The 16,083-nt window shown below is 70.0% G+C and carries 17 protein-coding genes and 1 pseudogene; 1 reads left to right on the top strand and 17 read right to left on the bottom strand.

Features of this window, described 5'->3' with window-relative positions; genetic code table 11:
* A pseudogene (locus tag C722_RS0122855) lies at positions 1-388 on the top strand (threonine ammonia-lyase, biosynthetic); the annotation flags it as partial.
* Between the two features lie 391 nt (positions 389-779).
* Here C722_RS0122855 and C722_RS0122850 read toward each other — a convergent pair.
* From C722_RS0122850 to C722_RS0122770, 17 genes are all read right to left on the bottom strand, one after another.
* Positions 780-1,016 carry a hypothetical protein gene (locus tag C722_RS0122850; protein WP_017642740.1) on the bottom strand — a complete coding sequence of 79 codons (237 nt, stop codon included), beginning with the start codon at positions 1,014-1,016 and terminating at the stop codon, positions 780-782.
* A gap of 59 nt (positions 1,017-1,075) precedes the next feature.
* Positions 1,076-1,525, bottom strand: coding sequence for a hypothetical protein (locus tag C722_RS0122845; protein WP_017642739.1), 450 nt, complete (start codon positions 1,523-1,525; stop codon positions 1,076-1,078).
* Positions 1,526-1,624: 99 nt separating this feature from the next.
* Positions 1,625-2,023, bottom strand: coding sequence for a hypothetical protein (locus C722_RS0122840; protein ID WP_017642738.1), 399 nt, complete (start codon positions 2,021-2,023; stop codon positions 1,625-1,627).
* 23 nt (positions 2,024-2,046) lie between these two features.
* Positions 2,047-3,279 carry a beta-ketoacyl-ACP synthase gene (locus C722_RS0122835; RefSeq protein ID WP_017642737.1) on the bottom strand — a complete coding sequence of 411 codons (1,233 nt, stop codon included), beginning with the start codon at positions 3,277-3,279 and terminating at the stop codon, positions 2,047-2,049.
* Positions 3,279-4,016 (bottom strand): 3-oxoacyl-ACP reductase FabG, encoded by a 738-nt coding sequence (gene fabG / locus C722_RS0122830; RefSeq protein ID WP_017642736.1) that lies wholly within the window; start codon positions 4,014-4,016, stop codon positions 3,279-3,281. Before fabG ends, C722_RS0122835 begins: the two co-directional genes overlap by 1 nt.
* Positions 4,013-4,462, bottom strand: coding sequence for a 3-hydroxylacyl-ACP dehydratase (locus C722_RS0122825; RefSeq protein WP_017642735.1), 450 nt, complete (start codon positions 4,460-4,462; stop codon positions 4,013-4,015). The genes fabG and C722_RS0122825 overlap by 4 nt, the downstream gene beginning before the upstream one ends.
* Positions 4,459-5,643 (bottom strand): beta-ketoacyl-[acyl-carrier-protein] synthase family protein, encoded by a 1,185-nt coding sequence (locus C722_RS0122820; RefSeq protein ID WP_017642734.1) that lies wholly within the window; start codon positions 5,641-5,643, stop codon positions 4,459-4,461. Before C722_RS0122820 ends, C722_RS0122825 begins: the two co-directional genes overlap by 4 nt.
* Positions 5,640-6,140 (bottom strand): hypothetical protein, encoded by a 501-nt coding sequence (locus tag C722_RS0122815; RefSeq protein ID WP_017642733.1) that lies wholly within the window; start codon positions 6,138-6,140, stop codon positions 5,640-5,642. The genes C722_RS0122820 and C722_RS0122815 overlap by 4 nt, the downstream gene beginning before the upstream one ends.
* On the bottom strand, positions 6,137-7,384 hold the full coding sequence (locus C722_RS0122810; RefSeq protein WP_017642732.1) for an NAD(P)/FAD-dependent oxidoreductase: 1,248 nt from the start codon (positions 7,382-7,384) through the stop codon (positions 6,137-6,139). The genes C722_RS0122815 and C722_RS0122810 overlap by 4 nt, the downstream gene beginning before the upstream one ends.
* Entirely contained in the window at positions 7,377-9,701 is a 2,325-nt protein-coding gene (locus C722_RS0122805; protein ID WP_017642731.1) for an MMPL family transporter, read from the bottom strand. Before C722_RS0122805 ends, C722_RS0122810 begins: the two co-directional genes overlap by 8 nt.
* Positions 9,698-10,282, bottom strand: a complete 585-nt coding sequence (locus C722_RS0122800) for an outer membrane lipoprotein carrier protein LolA (protein WP_017642730.1) — start codon at positions 10,280-10,282, stop codon at positions 9,698-9,700. Before C722_RS0122800 ends, C722_RS0122805 begins: the two co-directional genes overlap by 4 nt.
* A complete protein-coding gene (locus C722_RS0122795; protein ID WP_017642729.1) occupies positions 10,270-10,704 on the bottom strand; it encodes a thioesterase family protein in 435 nt (144 codons plus the stop codon). The genes C722_RS0122800 and C722_RS0122795 overlap by 13 nt, the downstream gene beginning before the upstream one ends.
* On the bottom strand, positions 10,697-12,223 hold the full coding sequence (gene hutH, locus C722_RS0122790; protein WP_017642728.1) for a histidine ammonia-lyase: 1,527 nt from the start codon (positions 12,221-12,223) through the stop codon (positions 10,697-10,699). Before hutH ends, C722_RS0122795 begins: the two co-directional genes overlap by 8 nt.
* Complete coding sequence (locus C722_RS0122785) at positions 12,213-13,133, bottom strand: glycosyl transferase (RefSeq protein WP_017642727.1); 921 nt, start codon at positions 13,131-13,133, stop codon at positions 12,213-12,215. Before C722_RS0122785 ends, hutH begins: the two co-directional genes overlap by 11 nt.
* Positions 13,130-13,867 (bottom strand): glycosyltransferase family 2 protein, encoded by a 738-nt coding sequence (locus C722_RS0122780; RefSeq protein WP_017642726.1) that lies wholly within the window; start codon positions 13,865-13,867, stop codon positions 13,130-13,132. Before C722_RS0122780 ends, C722_RS0122785 begins: the two co-directional genes overlap by 4 nt.
* Positions 13,864-15,510 carry an AMP-binding protein gene (locus tag C722_RS0122775; RefSeq protein ID WP_017642725.1) on the bottom strand — a complete coding sequence of 549 codons (1,647 nt, stop codon included), beginning with the start codon at positions 15,508-15,510 and terminating at the stop codon, positions 13,864-13,866. Before C722_RS0122775 ends, C722_RS0122780 begins: the two co-directional genes overlap by 4 nt.
* Positions 15,507-16,079 carry a membrane protein gene (locus C722_RS0122770; protein WP_017642724.1) on the bottom strand — a complete coding sequence of 191 codons (573 nt, stop codon included), beginning with the start codon at positions 16,077-16,079 and terminating at the stop codon, positions 15,507-15,509. Before C722_RS0122770 ends, C722_RS0122775 begins: the two co-directional genes overlap by 4 nt.
* Positions 16,080-16,083: the final 4 nt, after the last annotated feature.

Here is a 16,083-nt window from a genome sequence, read left to right as displayed (position 1 = left end):
CCCCCAGCGCGATCCACGTGAGGCCTTGCTGCAGGGGCTGCGCGACCAGGGTTTTCCGGTGCTGGACCTGACCGACAACGAACTGGCCAAGCTGCACATCCGCCACACCGTGGGTGGCCATGCCATGCGGGTCGACCAGGAGCAGGTGTTCCGCTTCGAATTCCCCGAGCGACCCGGGGCGCTGTTCGATTTCCTTGAAAAGCTAGGCGGCCGCTGGAACATCAGCATGTTTCACTACCGTAACCATGGCGCGGCGGACGGGCGGGTATTCGCGGCGCTAGAGGCCAGTCATGCCGAACGACCGGAGCTGCTGGCGACGCTGGATGCCATCGGCTATCGCTATTGGGACGAGACCGAGAATCCGGCGTACCGGTTGTTTCTGGGCTAAGGTCTGGTGGTGTTGGGCTTCGCCGCGCTCAGCGCCAACCTACGGGGGCATCCGGGTAGGGTGGATAACGGCGCAGCCTTATCCACCGTTGGTACCGGAGCCCGTCAGTGGAAAACGCTGCGCGGCTTTCCGCGCTACGGTTGAGTACGCCTGATCGCGGCCATGGGCCGCTCCTACAGGTCCAGATGTCATTGTAGGAGCGGCCCATGGCCGCGATGAGCGAAATATCGGACTCCCGGAGCACCCGCATCGGCGGATCGCCAGGGGCGCGATGAGCCCATAAACCAACGCTGAACCAGACCGCCTCCTCTCCCTCTGGGAGAGGGCTGGGGTGAGGGAGGCCAAACGCCGCTAGTCCCGCCCGTTGGGCTTCGCTGCGCTCAGCGCCAACCTACGACGCCGGCTCCTCCACGCTGATATCTGTCAACCCATGCACTTCGGCTTGCCGCATGATGGCCGCGGCGGGGGCATCGGCAGGCGGCAGGGCCAGGCTGTTCTCGGCGTCGGCGCGCAGGTGTTCCAGCACGGCGAGGGCCGCTTCATGGGGCGCGAGCGTCGCCTGCGGATGGTCGAGATCGAGCTGGCGGGGTTCGCCGTCCTTGCGGTAGTGGACGCGAAAGTGGGGCATGGCGGCGGCCTCCAGGTAGGTCTCTAGACAGACCCACCCGGACGCGCCGCCGTTCCGACCTACTTGAGGATCACCAGCTTGCCCTTGAGGGCGACACCGGCCATGAGCGCGCCGGCGTGGCATTCGTAGCGGCTGGGATCGCTCCACTCGTTCTTCTTGTAGTAGCTGGTGATGTCGGTGACGGCATTGGCACCGGCGGCCTTGGCCGCTTCCTGCAGGCGGATCAGCGCCGATTGCAGCACCCAGCGGCAGGCGACCTCGTCGGTCTTGTTGAAGGCGTTGGTCTTCTGGTTGGTGGTGATGCTGGAATTGACCACCGTGGCCTTGCCCGGCACCGGGTTGCCGGCCAGATAGAACTTCACGCTACCGTCCAGGCGCTTGGCGGCCAGGGCTTCCTGGACCACCTCGGCGAAGGGCAGATGCAGGGTGGTGTCGCGGGCCTGGGCGATGCTGGGCAGCAGGGTGGTCAGGCTCAGGGTCAGTGCGAGGGTAGCGGCTAGGGTACGCATGGTGACTTCCTTGTGGTGGGGGGTGATTGTTTAACCCAGAATGCTCGCCCCGTCAGCCTGGGGACCGGCATTCTGCGATATCGCGCAGGCCGCGGAGCGCTACTCTGCGTCGGCAGCGGGGGCCGGCAGCTGCAGTCGCCGGCGGATGTCGGCGTCGAGCAGCTGGACCCATTTATTGTAGTTGCGATGAATGCGTTCGCCGTCGTAGTCGAGGCCGGCGCTGTCGCGGTAGCGGATCTGGTAGCCCTTGGTGCTGTAGGGGATGTCGACCCAGGCCTGGTGGCGATCGCGCACCACGATGCTGGCGACCACCAGGCCGGGGCTCTCCTGGCCGACGCTCCAGCCGCGGCGTTCGAGGGTATCGACGATGGCGCGGCGGACGTCGGCGGCGTTCTCCACCCGGTCGGCGGGAAAGACCTCCTGGGGCGTCACCAGGGGCGCGCGGGTGCAGGCCGCCAGGAACAGCAGAGCGGAGACGAGCAGCAGGCGACGCAACATGGGAATACCTCGGGAAATGGCCATCAGGACCAGCGGCGGAAGATCAGCGAGGTGTTCACCCCGCCAAAGGCGAAATTATTGTTCATCACATGATCGGTACGCAGGGTCCGCGGTCCGTCACGCAGATAGTCCAGCTCGCCACACTGGGGGTCCAGATCGTCGAGGTTGAGCGTCGGCACGAAACGCTCTTCGTTCATCATGGCGATGCTGAACCAGGACTCCAGGGCGCCACAGGCACCGAGGGTATGGCCCAGGTAGCTCTTCTGCGAGCTGATGGGCATGCGGGAACCGAACAGCGCCTGGGTGGCGCGGGTCTCGGCGATGTCGCCCTGTTCGGTGGCGGTGCCGTGGCCGTTGACGTAGCCGATGGCCTCCGGCGCCAGCCCGGCGTCTTCCAGGGCCAGCTCCATGGCGCGCTGCATGGTGGCCTGTTCAGGGCGGGTGGAGTGCTGGCCGTCGGCGTTGCTGCCGAAGCCGACGATCTCGGCGTGGATGTGCGCGCCGCGCGCCAGGGCGTGTTCCAGCTCTTCCAGCACCAGGATGCCGGCGCCTTCGCCGATCACCAGGCCGTCGCGTCCCTGGTCGTAGGGACGCGGCGAGGTGTGGGGCGCATCGTTGCGCAGGCTGGTGGCATAGAGGGTGTCGAAGACCATGGCCTCGCTGGGACAGAGTTCCTCGGCGCCGCCCGCCAGCATCAGCGGCAGGCGGCCGAACTTGATGGCCTCGTAGGCGTAGCCGATGCCCTGGCTGCCGCTGGTGCAGGCGCTGGAGGTGGGAATCAGCCGACCCTTGAGGCCAAAGAACAGGCTCAGGTTGGCGGCGGCGGTGTGCGGCATCATGCGCACATAGGTGTTGGCGTTGAGACCCACGGCGGCGTCGCTGAGCAGCATGTTGGCCAGCGCCTTGATGTCGTCGGTGCTGCCGGTGGAGGAACCACAGGCCACGCCCATGCGGCCGTCGGTGATGCTGGGATCGTTCAGCAGTCCGGCATCGGCCAGGGCGCGCTCGGCGGCGGCCACCGCCAGCTGGGAGACGCGGCCCATGCTGCGCAGTTGCTTGCGCGTCCAGTGGCTGGGCACCTGGAAGTCGACGATGGGTCCGCCCAGACGGGTGTTCATCTCGGTGTAGCGATCCCAGGCGTCCATGCGGCGGATGCCGCTGTGGCCGGCCAGGAAGTGGTCGCGGATGGTCGGCCAGTCACTGCCCAGGGCGGTGACGCCGGCCATCCCGGTGATCACGACGCGGCGCGCGCTCATCAGCACAGCCCTCCGTTGACCGCCAGCACCTGGCGGGTGATGTAGCCGGCCTCGGGGGCGAGCAGGAAGGCCACCGCATGGGCCACCTCCTCGGGGGTGCCCATGCGCCCGGCGGGGATCATCTCGAGAATCTTGTCCACCGACACGTGCTCGTCGAGGATCTCGGTGTCGATCAGCCCCGGGGCGACGCAGTTGACGGTGATCTTGCGCTTGGCCAGCTCCACCGCCAGGGCCTTGGCGGCGCCGATCAGCCCCGCCTTGGAGGCGCTGTAGTTGACCTGGCCGCGATTGCCGATCAGCCCGGAGACCGAGGTGATGCAGACGATACGCCCCGGCGCGCGGCGGCGGATCATCGGCATGACCACCGGGTGCAGGACATTGTAGAAGCCGTCGAGATTGGTGCGCAGGACCACGTCCCAGTCTTCCCCGGTCAGCGCCGGAAAGGCGCCGTCGCGGGTCAGGCCGGCGTTGCAGACCACACCATAGTAGCCGCCGTGGGCTTCGGTATCGGCCTCGAGGATGGCCGCGCAGGCGGCGCGGTCGCCGACGTCGAATTGCAGCACCCGGGCCGTGCGGCCCAGGGCCTCGACCTCGGTGCGGACGGCCTCGGCTTCTTCGCGCCGGCTGCGGCAGTGCAGCACCAGGTCGTGCCCGGCGGCAGCCAGGCGCAGGGCGATGGCGCGGCCCAGGCCGCGGCTGGAACCGGTCACCAGGACCGGGGCGGGGGCAACGCTCATGGCGCGGGCTCCTCTAGATACAGATCCGCCCGGGGCGGACGATAGACGTTCAGGCGGGCGCTGGCCTGGCAGCCAGGACCCTGCAGATGGCAGTCGAAGATGGCCATGCCATCGTCGTTCTGCAGTGCCGGCTGGGCGTGGATGCGCAACTCACCGCCGGCGGGAAAGGCCGCCACGTCGCAGGCGAACTGGCGGGTGCCGAGCAGGAAACCCAGCGCCGGGGCCTCGCCGCGGCGGCGTGCCTGGCAGCCGGCGAAGGCGGCCACGCTCTGAGCCATCAGCTCCACGCCGATCCAGGCCGGCAGGGCGCCGTCGGCGTCGGTGAGGAGGCCGGGGCGCACCACCAGGCGGGTCTCGATGCCGCTCTCGTCACAGGCGAGGATCTCCTCGATCAGCAGCATGTCGCCGGCGTGGGGCACCAGCTCGGCGAGGGGCCAGGGGATCATGGCGTGGCTCCGAGGATGAGGCTGACGTTGCTGCCGCCAAAGGCGAAGCTGTTGCTCATGGCATGGCGGCGGCCATCCAGGCGACTGTCGGCGTGGGCCAGCGCCAGGCGTGGCAGGGCCGGATCGGCCTGGCCGTCCCAGCGCTGCGGCGGCAACTGGCCGGCGGGATTGAGCCGCGGGTCCAGGGTCAGCCAGGCGAAGGCGGCTTCCAGGGCGCCGGCGGCGCCGAGGGTATGGCCGGTCAGCGGCTTGGTCGAGGAGCAGGGCACCCCGGCCGGGAACACCTCATGGGTGGCGTGGCTTTCCATGGCGTCGTTGTGTGGCGTGGCGGTGCCGTGCAGGTTGAGATAGCCGATGTCGCCCGGCTGCAGGCCGCTGGCGCGCAGCGCCGCCTGCATGGCCTGGACGGCGCCGCGGCCGCTGGGGTCGGGGGCGGAGATATGATGGGCATCGGAACTGGCGCCGCCGCCGAGCAGGGCGATGGGAGCGGGCTCGCGGGTCAGCAGGAACAGCGCCGCGCCCTCGCCGATGTTGATGCCGCAGCGATTGACCGAGAAGGGATTGCACAGGCGTTCGCTGACCGCTTCCAGGGCAGCGAAGCCGTTCAGGGTCAGGCCGCAGAGGCTGTCGACGCCCCCGCAGAGCACGGCATCGCAATGTCCCTGGACCAGCAGCCGACGGGCGCTGAGCAGGGCGCGGGCGCTGCTGGTGCAGGCGGTGGAAAGGCCGTAGCAGGGGCCGCTCAGGCCCAGGTAGCGAGCGAGGAAATCCGCCGGCGCCACCAGCTCCTGCTGGGCGTACTGATAACCCTCGGGCAGCTGGCCGCTGCGCTGGTGCACGGCGATGCCCAGGCTGGCCTCGTGGATGCCGGAGGTACTGGTGCCCAGCACCACGCCGATGCGCGCGGGGCCATGGCGCTCGATGGCCTGGCGCACCTGGGGCTCGATCTCGGCCAGGGCCGCCAGCAGGAGCTGGTTATTGCGACTGAAATAGGGCGTCCAGGCCGCTGGCCAGGCCGGCAGCGGGGCGGTGACGGTGCCCACCGGTGGCTGGCGCTCGGGAATCCAGCCCGGGGTGGGCTGCATGCCCGCCGTGTCACCGGCGAACAGACCGCGCGCCACCTCGGCCTTGCCCTGACCCAGGGCGCAGAGCAGGCCCAGGGCGTTCAGGTAGGCGCTCAAGGCGCGGACTCCGGCAGCAGGGTCAGGCGATAGCGCGACCCGTCCGGCGCCTGAAGCTCCAGGCGGTCGGCAGCGGGATAGCGCACCTGCCAGTCCTTGAGGCTGCGGCTGCCGTCGCCGGCCTGTTGCCAGTCGCCCGCGGCATAGGCCTGCGGCAGTTGGTCGGCCGGGGTCAGGGCGAACAGCAGTACGCTGAAGAAGGTGCGCGCCCGGGGATTGGGCGGCAACAGGCCGTCGGCGTGCCAGGCGCCGTCGAGCAGGCGCTGGCGCGCCTGGGGCACACCCAGCGGATCGAACAGGGAAAAGCGTAGGGCTTGGCCTTCCGGCTGGATGGCCAGCAGCAGGGCGTCGCTGCCCTCGGCGGTCTGGCGCTCCACCTGATAGACGAGCGTGTGCGCCAGCGGGGGCGGACTGCTGGGCAGTGGCGGTTGGCTGGCGCAGGCGGCGAGCAGTAGCAGGCAGGCCAGCGCGAAGACGAGCGGACGGGGCAGGGTCATGCAGGGTGGGCCGAATTCAGCTGGCAGAGCTCGACGAGCAGGCGCAGGCGCCGCTTGGGCTCCTTGACGAAGGGGTTGCGAAGGTCCCAGGCGTAGCCGGCGAGAATGGCGCAGATCATGCGGCGGATCTCGGGGTCGGCGTTCTCGAAATAGATGACGTCCTGGAAGCTGCCATCGTACCAGCCCTCCACATAGGCACGGAACGTATCGACGCCCGCCTTGAGCGGTCGGGCGAATTCGCCCTCCCAGTCCACCACCTCGCCACGCAGCTGGCGATCCACCAGCGGCGCAGCCAGGCTGGCCGAACGCAGGGCGATGGTGACGCCCGAGGAAAACACCGGATCGAGAAACTCGGCGGCGTTGCCCAGCAGGGCGAAGCCGGGGCCGTGCAGGCGCTTGACGTTGGCCGCATAGCCGCCCAGCTCGCGCACCGGGGTATCCCAGACCGCATTGTGCAGCACCCGGGCCAGGCTCGGGGTCTCGGCCACCCAGTCGCGCAGACAGGTGGCGAGATCGGGGGCGCGTCCGGCATAGCGCTCGGCGGCGGCGACCACCCCGATCGAGGTGCGGCCGTCGCTGAAGGGAATGGTCCAGAACCAGACGTCCCGCAGGGTCGGATGGGTGGTGATGAGGATGCGCTGGCGGTCGAAGCCGGGATCGTCGATGCGATCCTCGACATGGGTGAAGAGGGCGCGACGCACCGGGAAGTCCGACGGGGCCTCCAGGTCCAGCAGGCGTGGCAGCACCCGCCCGTAGCCACTGGCGTCGAGCAGGAAGTCGGTGGTCAGCGCATAGGCCTGGCCGTCGTCGCCCAGCACCTCGATCCGGGTTCTTTCACCGCCTTCGCCCAGGGTCACTGCGGTCACCCGCTGGCCATAGCGGATCGCCACGCCCTGGCGCGCGGCGTCGTCGGCGAGGATCTTGTCGAAGGGGCCGCGCTGGACCTGGAAGGTGCTGCGCCCGCCGCTGTAGGTGTCGCGAAAGTCGAAGTCGGTGTAGCGCTCGCCCCAGGCGAAGGCGGCGCCGACCTTGGTCTGGAAACCGGCGGCCTCGACCGCCGGCAGCATCCCGGCTTCCTCGACGAAGTCCAGGCTGTGGGAGAGCAGGCTCTCGCCGATGGAAAAGCGCGGGAAGTGCTGGGCTTCCAGCACCAGTACCGGATGGCCGCGACGCTTGAGCAGGGCGGCGACTACGGCGCCGGCCGGGCCGGCACCGATGACGACCAGGGGGTGATGTTCAACCATGACGAAGGTCCTTTTCGTGGGAGACGGGGGGCGAGGCCCAGGGCGCCAGCAGGAAGCTGAATACCAGCCCCAGGCTGATGGCCAGGCCGAAGTTGGCGATGGCCGGGGTGCTGCTGAGCATCAGCAGACCAAACGACAGCCAGCTGCCGACGCCGGACAGCAGGCCGCCGAGCAGACTGACCGCCGCGCCGCCGATGGCCTCGTGCATGAGGATGGCGTAGTCCACGCCGATGGCGGTGATGAGCAGCAGGGCGAAGAGGCTGAACAGGGTCAGCGGCTGACCCAGCCACCCCAGGCAGGCCAGGGCCGCGAGGGCCGCCAGCAGCGGCAGGCAGACGATACGCAGCGCCGCGCGGCGACCGAAAGCCCAGAGCAGCAGCAGGAAGATGGCGCCCGAGGCCAGTAGCTTGAGCTCCACCGCCAGGCGCTGGGTATGGAGGAACAGCCCGCGTAGTTCGCCGAGGCGATCCACCAGCTGCACGCCAGGCAAGCCCTCGGCCACCGTCTGCAGGACCTGGGCGTTGCCCAGCCCTTGCAGGCTGACCAGGCCGGCCGCGCCGCCATCGGCCGTGCGGCCCAGCCAGAGCGGTCGCCAGGGCTCGCCCAGCGGGCCGGCCAGGGCCTGGTCGAGACTCAGGTCGGGTAGTTGATGCAGTTGCCTCAGTTCGGCGTCCAGCGCCTCGGCCGGAATGCCTACCGCCAGCAGGGGTTGCAGGCGCTCGCCCCAACCGGCCAGGGCCTGGCGCAGTTCGGCCTGGGCCGCGGCGGGGGCGACCAGGCCGCTAAGGGCGCGATAGCCCTGCAGCTGACCCTGACTGACCAGGCTATCCAAGCGCTGACCCAGGGCGGCCTGGCGGTGCAGCACCTCATCGGCATCCGTCCCGCGCACCAGGAAGAACTGGCTGGTGGGTTGGAGCCCGGTAAGGCGGGCGATGGCCTGGGCTTCGCGGGTCAGCGCCGGGTCCTGGCCAAGCCAGAGGCGCAGGTCGTTCTGCAGGTGCAGTTGCCAGACGCCCGCGCCGCAAAAGGCCAGCAGCGCCAGCAGCAGCGGCAGGCTGCCGGTGCGCGCCAGCAGGCGCAGTCGCAGGTCGAGCAGGCGCTGCATCAGCCGCAGGGGCGCGGCGGGCGGTGCCAGGTCCAGGCGCTGCCACCAGGCCGGCAAGAGGCAGACGGTGGTGAGGTAGGCGCCGATCAGGCCGGCGGCGGAGAACACCGCCACCTGGGTCAGCGCCGGAAAGGGCGTGCAGGCCAGCGCCAGGTAGCCCAGCAGATTGGTCGCCAGGCTCAGGGACAATCCCGGCAGGGTCTGGCGCAGGATGGCCGTGGCATTCCAGGGGCCACCCTTCCAGCTCTTGCTGAGGTAGTGCAGCGGGTAGTCGGCGGCCACCCCGGTCAGGCTGGCGCCAAGGATCAGGGTGAGGGCGTTGATCTGGCCGAACAGCAGCACGCAGGCGGCGCTGCCGGCCAGGAGCGCCACGCCCACCGCCAGCAGGCTGAGCAGCACCCGCCAGCGGCGGAACAGCCCTAGCAGCAGGGCCAGGGTGCCAAGGGTGGCCAATCCGCCGATCAGCGACATCTCGCGGCTGGCGGTGGCCTGGCCGGCGGCGGCGTATCTCAGTCCGCTGGCGGCGAGTAGCTGACCGCCATCCGCGACCACCTCACGGCGGGCGGCCTCGATCAGGGCTTCTATCCGTGGCGGAGCGTCGAAGTCGAAGGCATCGGCGCGGGTACGGGCGCGGATCAGGGCCCAGGTCAGACCGTCGCCCTGGGTCAGCAGCAAGCCGCTGCCGGTGTCGAATTGCACCTTGCTGGCCGGGGTGAGCTGGCGCTGCACCAGCAGGCCGAGGCCGAACCAGTCCTGCTCCAGGGGCAGGGCGCCGGCGCCAGCGAAGGGATCGAAGAGCGCCGCGGCACGGGCCTGCAGATAGCTGTCGGGCGTCTTGAGCAGTTCGTCGCGCGCCGGCCCCGGTGTCAGCGCCAGGCGACTGGCCAGGAGTTGCTGGCGCAGGCCGGGCAGATCCGGCGTCAGCTGCCATTGCACCTTTTCGAACAGCGGCTCATGGGACCAGGCCTGACCCAGGCGCTCGGCCAGGGCGGCCACCCGCTCGCGCTGGGGATGACCGACCAGCAGCAGGACCTCGCGATTGAGCGGCTCGGCCATGCGCGCCTCGGCCTGCTGGGTAAGGGCATCGCCGGCGCCCTGGGGCAGGAGCGCCAGCAGATCGGCGGCCACCGGCGAACCCTGCCGCCACTGCCAGGCGCTGAGCGCCAGCAGGGCGAAAAGGAACAGCAGGAAGGGGCGCTGCAGCCGGGTCACTGGAAGACCGTGCGCTGCTCGGCGCTCAGGGTGTCGCTAGGCTGGCCGTCCAGCCTGAGCAGGCTGCGGTCGCCCTGGGTCTCGCGGATCTCCACCTGTTCGACCAGGGCACCGCCCTGGATGAGGATGCCGTCGAACACCTGCTTGAGCAGCGCGCCGCGCGGCGTCAGGCGCAGCTGCCAGTGGTTGGCGTCGCCGGTCAGGGCCAGCTCGAAGTCGCGTTCCAGGCCGCTGCGATCACCGCCGAGCACCGCCAGGAACAGCGCGCTCTGGCGCGCGGCCAGGTCGCTGCCGGGCAGGGGCGTCCAGCCCGTCGGCGTCTGCTTGGCGATGGCGCCGGGGGTGATGCGATAGGTCTGCGCCAGCGGCTTTTCCAGCCGCCAGAGCAGGCCCAGGCCGCGGGCCAGGGTGAAGTGGCCGCTGCTGGTGAGCGGTTGCGGCAGGGCGCGCAGATAGCGCTGCTGGACGAAGTTGCCCTCGACCGCCGCGGGGCGCGCCAGCTGGGCGGCCAGGTCGTCGAGATCGAAGGCCTGGGCCAGGGGCGCGGCCAGGATGAATAGCAGAGCGATCAGCGTGCGCATGCCAGGGCCCTCTCCACGGCGTCGATGAAGACCTTGGGCGAGGCCAGCTGCATCTCACGGCTGGCCAGGTCCACGGCGACCTGCACGGTGCTGGCGCGGGTCAGGCGCTCGCCGGTGGCGGCATCGCTGATCAGGTAGTTGAGCTTGAGGCGGTTCTCCCACTCCACCAGATCGGCCTTTACCCGCACGCGCTGCTGAAACAGCAGGGGGCGGATGTAGCGGATCTGCAGGTCGATCACCGGCCAGCCATAGCCGGAGTCACGCATCTGCAGGTAATTGTGGTCAAGGCGGTCGAGTAGGGCGCAACGCGCCACCTCCAGGTACTTCACATAATGGCCGTGCCAGGCGATTTCCATCATGTCGACGTCGAAGAAGGGGATCTGCATCTCCACCTCGACCTGCAGGGCACCGGTCTTACGCATAGAGCCTCCAGTGGCGGGCGCGAATCAGGGTCAGGGTCTGGCGCAGTTCGGCTTCCAGGGCACGGTCTTCGATCAGCGGCGGGAAGGTCTCACCCAGCGCGCGGTGCATAACGGCCAGGGGTGCGGGCGGTTGTACGCCCTGCTCCCACCTGAGCCAGACGCCCTGCTGGGCGGCCAGTAGGGTGGCGGCGGCCACCTGCTCGGTGAGCTCCAGTACGCGCAGGGCGTCGCGGGCGGCGATGGTGCCCATGCTGACTTTGTCCTGGTTGTGGCATTCGGTGGAACGGGAGAAGACGCTGGCCGGCAGGGTGCCCTTGAGCGCCTCGGCGGTCCAGGCGCTGGCGCCGATCTGCACCGCCTTGAAGCCGTGGTTGAGCATGGCCCGCGCGGCCGGCGCGCCGGAGAGATTGCCCGGCAGGCCATGGTTGTAGCGCGCATCCACCAAAAGGGCGAGCTGGCGGTCGAGCAGGTCGGCGACGTTGGCCACCAGGGTCTTGAGACTGTCCATGGCGCAGGCGATATGGCCGCCATAGAAGTGGCCGCCATGCAGCACCCGCTCGTCTTCGGCGTCGATCAGCGGATTGTCGTTGGCGCTGTTGAGTTCGGTCTCGATGAACTGGCGCAGCCAGGGCAGGCTGTCGGCCAGCACGCCCAGCACATGGGGCGCGCAGCGCAGCGAATATCTGTCCTGCAACCGGTGCAGGGGCGCCGCCGGACCCTCGGCGGCGAGATCCGCGCGCAGCCAGGCGGCCACCTGGCCCTGGCCCGGATGGGGCTTGGCGGCGAACAGGCGTTGGTCGAAGTGCTCGGGGTTGCCGGCCAGGGCCACCACGTTGAGCGCGGTGATGCGCGTCGCCAGGCGCAGCAGGTACTCGGCGCGGGCGAAGGCCAGGCAGGCCAGGCCGGTCATCACCGCGGTGCCGTTCATCAGTGCCAGGGCTTCCTTGGGTCTGAGCACCAGCGGCGTCCAGCCCAGCTCGGCATGGACGTCCGCCGCTTCCCGTAGCTCATTGCGCCAGAGCACCTGGCGCTCGCCGCAGAGGGCGGCAGCGACGTAGGACAGCGGGGTGAGATCGCCACTGGCGCCCACCGAGCCCTCCTCGGGGATCAGCGGCAGGATGTCTTCGCGCAAGAAGGCGGTGAGGCGTTCGAGCAGCTCGACGCGCACCCCGGAGATGCCCTGGCACAGCGACTGCAGCCGCGCTGCCAGTACCGCGCGGGTCGCCGCCGCATCCAGATGGCGACCCAGGCCGCAGCCGTGGAAGGTATAGAGCTGACGCGGCAGCGCCTCGACCTGGGCCAGGGGCACGGCGACCACGCAGGAGTCGCCATAGCCGGTGGTGATGCCGTAGACCGAGCCCTCGCGGGCCAGCAGCGAATCGACGAAGCGGGCACCGCGGGCGATGCCGTCGCGAAAGTCGGCGTCGTCCTGCAATTCGGCCTGGGCCCGGCCCTCGGCCAGGGCGACCAGGTCTTCGATGGCGAGGGCGTGGCTACCAAAGCGAACACTAGCGTTCATCGCGACTCCAGAAGGGGTAGAAGTTGAACCACTGCCGCGGCGCCTTGAGGCAATGGGCGGCGAGGCGCTCGGCATAGGCCTGGGCCAGGCCCTGGATGCCGGCAGCGCGCTCCTGGCGACGCCAGGCCGGGGCCGGGGCGAAATCTTCCAGGTAGAGGTGGTAGCCGTCGGCTTCGCGCAGGCAGAACAGCAGATTGGTCGGGCAGCGCAGCAGGTGCGCCAGCAGCCAGGGGCCCTGAGGGAAGGGCGCCGGGGCGCCGAGGAAGTCCACCTCGACGGTCCGGCCGCCATGCAGCGGCACCCGGTCACCGGCGATGGCCAGCCACTCGCCGCGCTCCAGGCGTTCGCTGAGCTGCAGCATCACCGCCGGGTCCAGCTCGCTGACCTGGATCAGCCGCAGATCGCTGGCGCCGGCCTCTTCCAGTAGACGATTGAAGGCCTCGGCATGGCGGGTGTGCACCAGCACATTGAGGCGCACCCGGCGCCCCAGCTGGGCCAGGGCGCGACAGACTTCGAGGTTGCCCAGGTGGGCAGTGACCAGGATCTCGCCGCGCGGGGCGTGCATGCGGCTGTGCACCTGATCCGGGTCGTGCAGTTGCACCTGATCCAGGCCGAGACGGCCGTTCCAGGCGTCGAGCTTGTCCAGCAAGGCTTCGGCGAAGGCCATGAACTGGGCATAGCCGCTGCGCCAGCTGGGCTGCAGGTCGGGACGATTGCTCCAGCGGGCCAGGCGCTGCTGGTAGTCGCGGATGCCGCGGCGGGCGCGGGCGCCGAACAGGAAGAAGTACAGCACGATCAGCCGCAGCAGCGGAGCGATGGCGCGGCGGCCCAGGTGCCGCGCCAGCCAGGCGGTGAGGCGCATCAGCACCGGGCTGCCACGCTCGCGCTGCTGCGCCCAGTGGCCGCTCACGCGCGCACCCGACGCCAGAGCAGGCGCGGCGCGCGCAGCAGCATGCCGAAGAACAGCCGGGTGTGCATGCGCGAGATCAGCACGTTGTCCTGCCAGAGGCGAAAGTGCGAGCGGCCATCCAGCGGATAGTGCACCCGGGTCGGCCGCCAGCGCATGGGCTGCTCGCGCCAGGCCAGGCGCACCAGGATCTCCGGATCGAAATCCATGCGCTTGCCCAGGCCGCCGGCGCGGATCACCGCCAGGGTCGGCGCCAGCGGGTAGACGCGGAAGCCGCACATGCTGTCGCGGATCGCCAGGGACAGGCTGTTGATCCACACCCAGACATGGGTGAGGTAGCGGGCATAGAGCCGGCCCCTGGGCACCGAGTCGTCGAACTGCGGATAGCCGCAGATCAGCGCCTCGGGATAGGCCTGGGCCTCGGCGAGAAAGGCGGCCACGTCGGCCAGGTCGTGCTGGCCGTCGGCATCCACCTGCAGGGCATGAGTGAAGCCCAGGCGCTGCGCCTCGGCGAGTCCGGCCATCACCGCGCCGCCCTTGCCCTGGTTGACCGGCAGGCGCAGCAGATGGACGTCGGGTTGGGTCGCCAGCTCGTCCATCACCTGGGCGCAGGCGGGGCTGGAGGCATCGTCCACCAGCACGCAGGGCAGGGCGCGCTGGCGCAGCGCCTGGACCACCAGCGGCAGGGCGTGCTCATGATCGAACACCGGGATCACCGCGCAGGCACGAAAGCTCATGGCTGCGCCTCCTTGAGCAGGATGCGCCCGGAGGAGCAGGCCGCGGTGCCCTGGCGAAAGGCGAAGTGCAGCTTGCTGCGGGTGGCGTCGAAGTGGAAGGTCAGGGTCACCCGATCGCCGGGGCGCAGCAACTGCTGGAACTTGAGCACCTCCATGCCGGCGAAGTCTGCGGGCAGCTCCAGGTGCTGACGGGCCAGGCGCTGGGCCCAACCGACCTGCACCACCCCGGGCACCACCGGCGCCGTGGGAAAGTGACCGGAAAAGAACGCCAGGTCCGGGGCGACTTCCAGCTCCAGGCGCCAGCCGTCTGCGGTCTGCTCGACGCCGAGCGGCTCGATCTCTACCGGCCGTGGCTGGGCCAGCAGGCGCTCCACCTCGGCCTGGGCCAGCTTGCCCTGGGTGCTGTAGGGCAGCGCCAGCAGCAGGCGCCAGCGGCGCGGCAGGGCGATGGCCTCGCAATGGCCGACCAGGTGTTCGCGCAGCTCGGCCACCAGGGCGCGGCGACCGCCATTGCGCAACTGGTGCAGGCCGTGTTCGCTCAGGGCGACCAGGGCGCCGAGCAGGGCGCGACCCTGTTGCACCACGCCCAGGCGGACGTCGGCGACGGCGGGATGGTCGAGCAGGCGCGCTTCCAGCGCTGGCAGGGCGATGCGCTTCTCTTCCAGTTTGACGATGCGATCCAGACGCCCGAGCAGCTCGAAGCGACCGTCTCCCAGCAGGCTCACACCGTCCATGGTCTGCTCGCGCACGCCCTCGGGCAGGTAGGGTGAGGTCAGCCAGAGGGCGCCGTCAGCGTCTTGGCCCAGGGTGAGGTCGACGAAGGCCTGCCAGGGCTGCGGGCCCTGGCGCCAGGCGATGCCGCCGGTCTCGGAGCTGCCATAGACCTCGGTAGGGTACTGGCCGAAGCGCGCCTGGCAGGCCGTGGCCGCCGCCTCCGGCAGCACGCCGCCAGAGGAAAACACCCGCACCACCTGACCGAGGATGGCGTCATCGAGGTTCTCGCCCAGGCGCTTGAGCAGCGCCGGGCTGCTGATCCACACCGCACGGCGACCCTCGCGTAGCAGGGCGGCGGTCTCCCGCTGCAGCTCCTCGGTGAAGGGCAGCGCCTGGCGGGCGAAGGGGCGACCGCTGCAGAGCGGCCAGAGCACGCGGAACAGCAGGCCATAGATGTGCTGGGTGGAGACGCTGCCAAGGATGGTCGCTTCGCCAACAGAGCCACCCCACAGCCGCTCCAGGGCGGCTACCTCGTTGGCCAGCTGGAACAGTTGCTTGGCGATCAATTTGGGCTCGCCACTGGAGCCCGAGGTGCTCAGGGTCAGCAGCGGTGCCTGGAGGTCGAGCGCGGCGGGCGCCAGAGGCTCGGCGGCCGTCCAGCCGGCAAGATCGTCGAGCCAGGCATCGAGCGTAGGCATCAGCCGAGCACGGGTGGCGGGCTGGGCGTCGGCCGGCAGGATCACCTCGATGCCGGCGCGCCAGGCGCCGAGCAGGGCGCAGGCCAGGTCCTCGGCATCGTCCAGGTACAGCGCCAGGCGCCTGAGGCCAGCGGTCTGGATGGCCGCTGCCAGGCTCAGGGCGCGCTGCTTGAGGGCCGCATCCAGCGGGCTCGCGGCGCCCAGCAGCTCGGCGAGAGGGGTGAACGTCATGGCAGCCTCCGCACGCGCTGGCGGACCAGCCATTCACCGGCGAACAGCAGGCCCATCAGGCCATAGGCGATCACCCCGGTATAAAGCGTCCACCAGGCCAGCGGCGCCCAGAGCGCCAGGGCAGCGGCGGTGAGCGCATTGAACAGAAAGAACAGGCACCAGACCTGGGTCACCCGGCGGGTATAGCGCACCGCACGGGGTGGCAGCTCGGGTTCGCGCAGCCGCGCCAGGCGTTCGATCAGCGGCTGGCCGCGCAGCAGGCTCAGGCCGAACACCGCCAGCAGGAAGAGGCTGAGCAGCACCGGATACCAGCGCAAGAGCACGGCGGCGTCGCTCAGGGCCAGCAGCAGGCAGAAGCCCAGGGCGACCAGGCCGGTGCCGCGCTGCAGGCCGTTGAGGCCGGGTTGCAGCAGGCGCAGGCCCCAGAGCACACCGAGACCGACCGCGAACAGCCGCGGCGACAGGTGCTGCAGGCCGAAGTACACGGCGAAGGGATAGGCCAGGCCGAGCAGGAGCAGCAGGGCAGCGGCGAGCAGGCCCAGCGGGGAGCGGGAAGGCAGGGCACTCATAGGC

This window comes from Pseudomonas sp. 313 (genome assembly GCF_000316965.1).
Lineage (GTDB): Bacteria > Pseudomonadota > Gammaproteobacteria > Pseudomonadales > Pseudomonadaceae > Chryseomonas > Chryseomonas benzopyrenica.
The sequence above is the reverse complement of the archived record's forward strand: the minus strand, read 5'-3'. Positions and strand labels throughout refer to the sequence as shown.

Excerpts from the sequence above, each read along its gene's own strand:
- C722_RS0122840 (WP_017642738.1), bottom strand. The coding sequence starts at position 2,023 with ATGTTGCGTCGCCTGCTGCTCGTCTCCGCTCTGCTGTTCCTGGCGGCC.
- fabG (WP_017642736.1), bottom strand. The coding sequence starts at position 4,016 with ATGAGCGTTGCCCCCGCCCCGGTCCTGGTGACCGGTTCCAGCCGCGGC.
- C722_RS0122845 (WP_017642739.1), bottom strand. The coding sequence starts at position 1,525 with ATGCGTACCCTAGCCGCTACCCTCGCACTGACCCTGAGCCTGACCACC.
- C722_RS0122850 (WP_017642740.1), bottom strand. The coding sequence starts at position 1,016 with ATGCCCCACTTTCGCGTCCACTACCGCAAGGACGGCGAACCCCGCCAG.
- hutH (WP_017642728.1), bottom strand. The coding sequence starts at position 12,223 with ATGAACGCTAGTGTTCGCTTTGGTAGCCACGCCCTCGCCATCGAAGAC.
- C722_RS0122795 (WP_017642729.1), bottom strand. The coding sequence starts at position 10,704 with ATGCGTAAGACCGGTGCCCTGCAGGTCGAGGTGGAGATGCAGATCCCC.
- C722_RS0122810 (WP_017642732.1), bottom strand. The coding sequence starts at position 7,384 with ATGGTTGAACATCACCCCCTGGTCGTCATCGGTGCCGGCCCGGCCGGC.
- C722_RS0122825 (WP_017642735.1), bottom strand. The coding sequence starts at position 4,462 with ATGATCCCCTGGCCCCTCGCCGAGCTGGTGCCCCACGCCGGCGACATG.
- C722_RS0122800 (WP_017642730.1), bottom strand. The coding sequence starts at position 10,282 with ATGCGCACGCTGATCGCTCTGCTATTCATCCTGGCCGCGCCCCTGGCC.
- C722_RS0122780 (WP_017642726.1), bottom strand. The coding sequence starts at position 13,867 with ATGAGCTTTCGTGCCTGCGCGGTGATCCCGGTGTTCGATCATGAGCAC.
- C722_RS0122770 (WP_017642724.1), bottom strand. The coding sequence starts at position 16,079 with ATGAGTGCCCTGCCTTCCCGCTCCCCGCTGGGCCTGCTCGCCGCTGCC.
- C722_RS0122775 (WP_017642725.1), bottom strand. The coding sequence starts at position 15,510 with ATGACGTTCACCCCTCTCGCCGAGCTGCTGGGCGCCGCGAGCCCGCTG.
- C722_RS0122835 (WP_017642737.1), bottom strand. The coding sequence starts at position 3,279 with ATGAGCGCGCGCCGCGTCGTGATCACCGGGATGGCCGGCGTCACCGCC.
- C722_RS0122815 (WP_017642733.1), bottom strand. The coding sequence starts at position 6,140 with ATGACCCTGCCCCGTCCGCTCGTCTTCGCGCTGGCCTGCCTGCTACTG.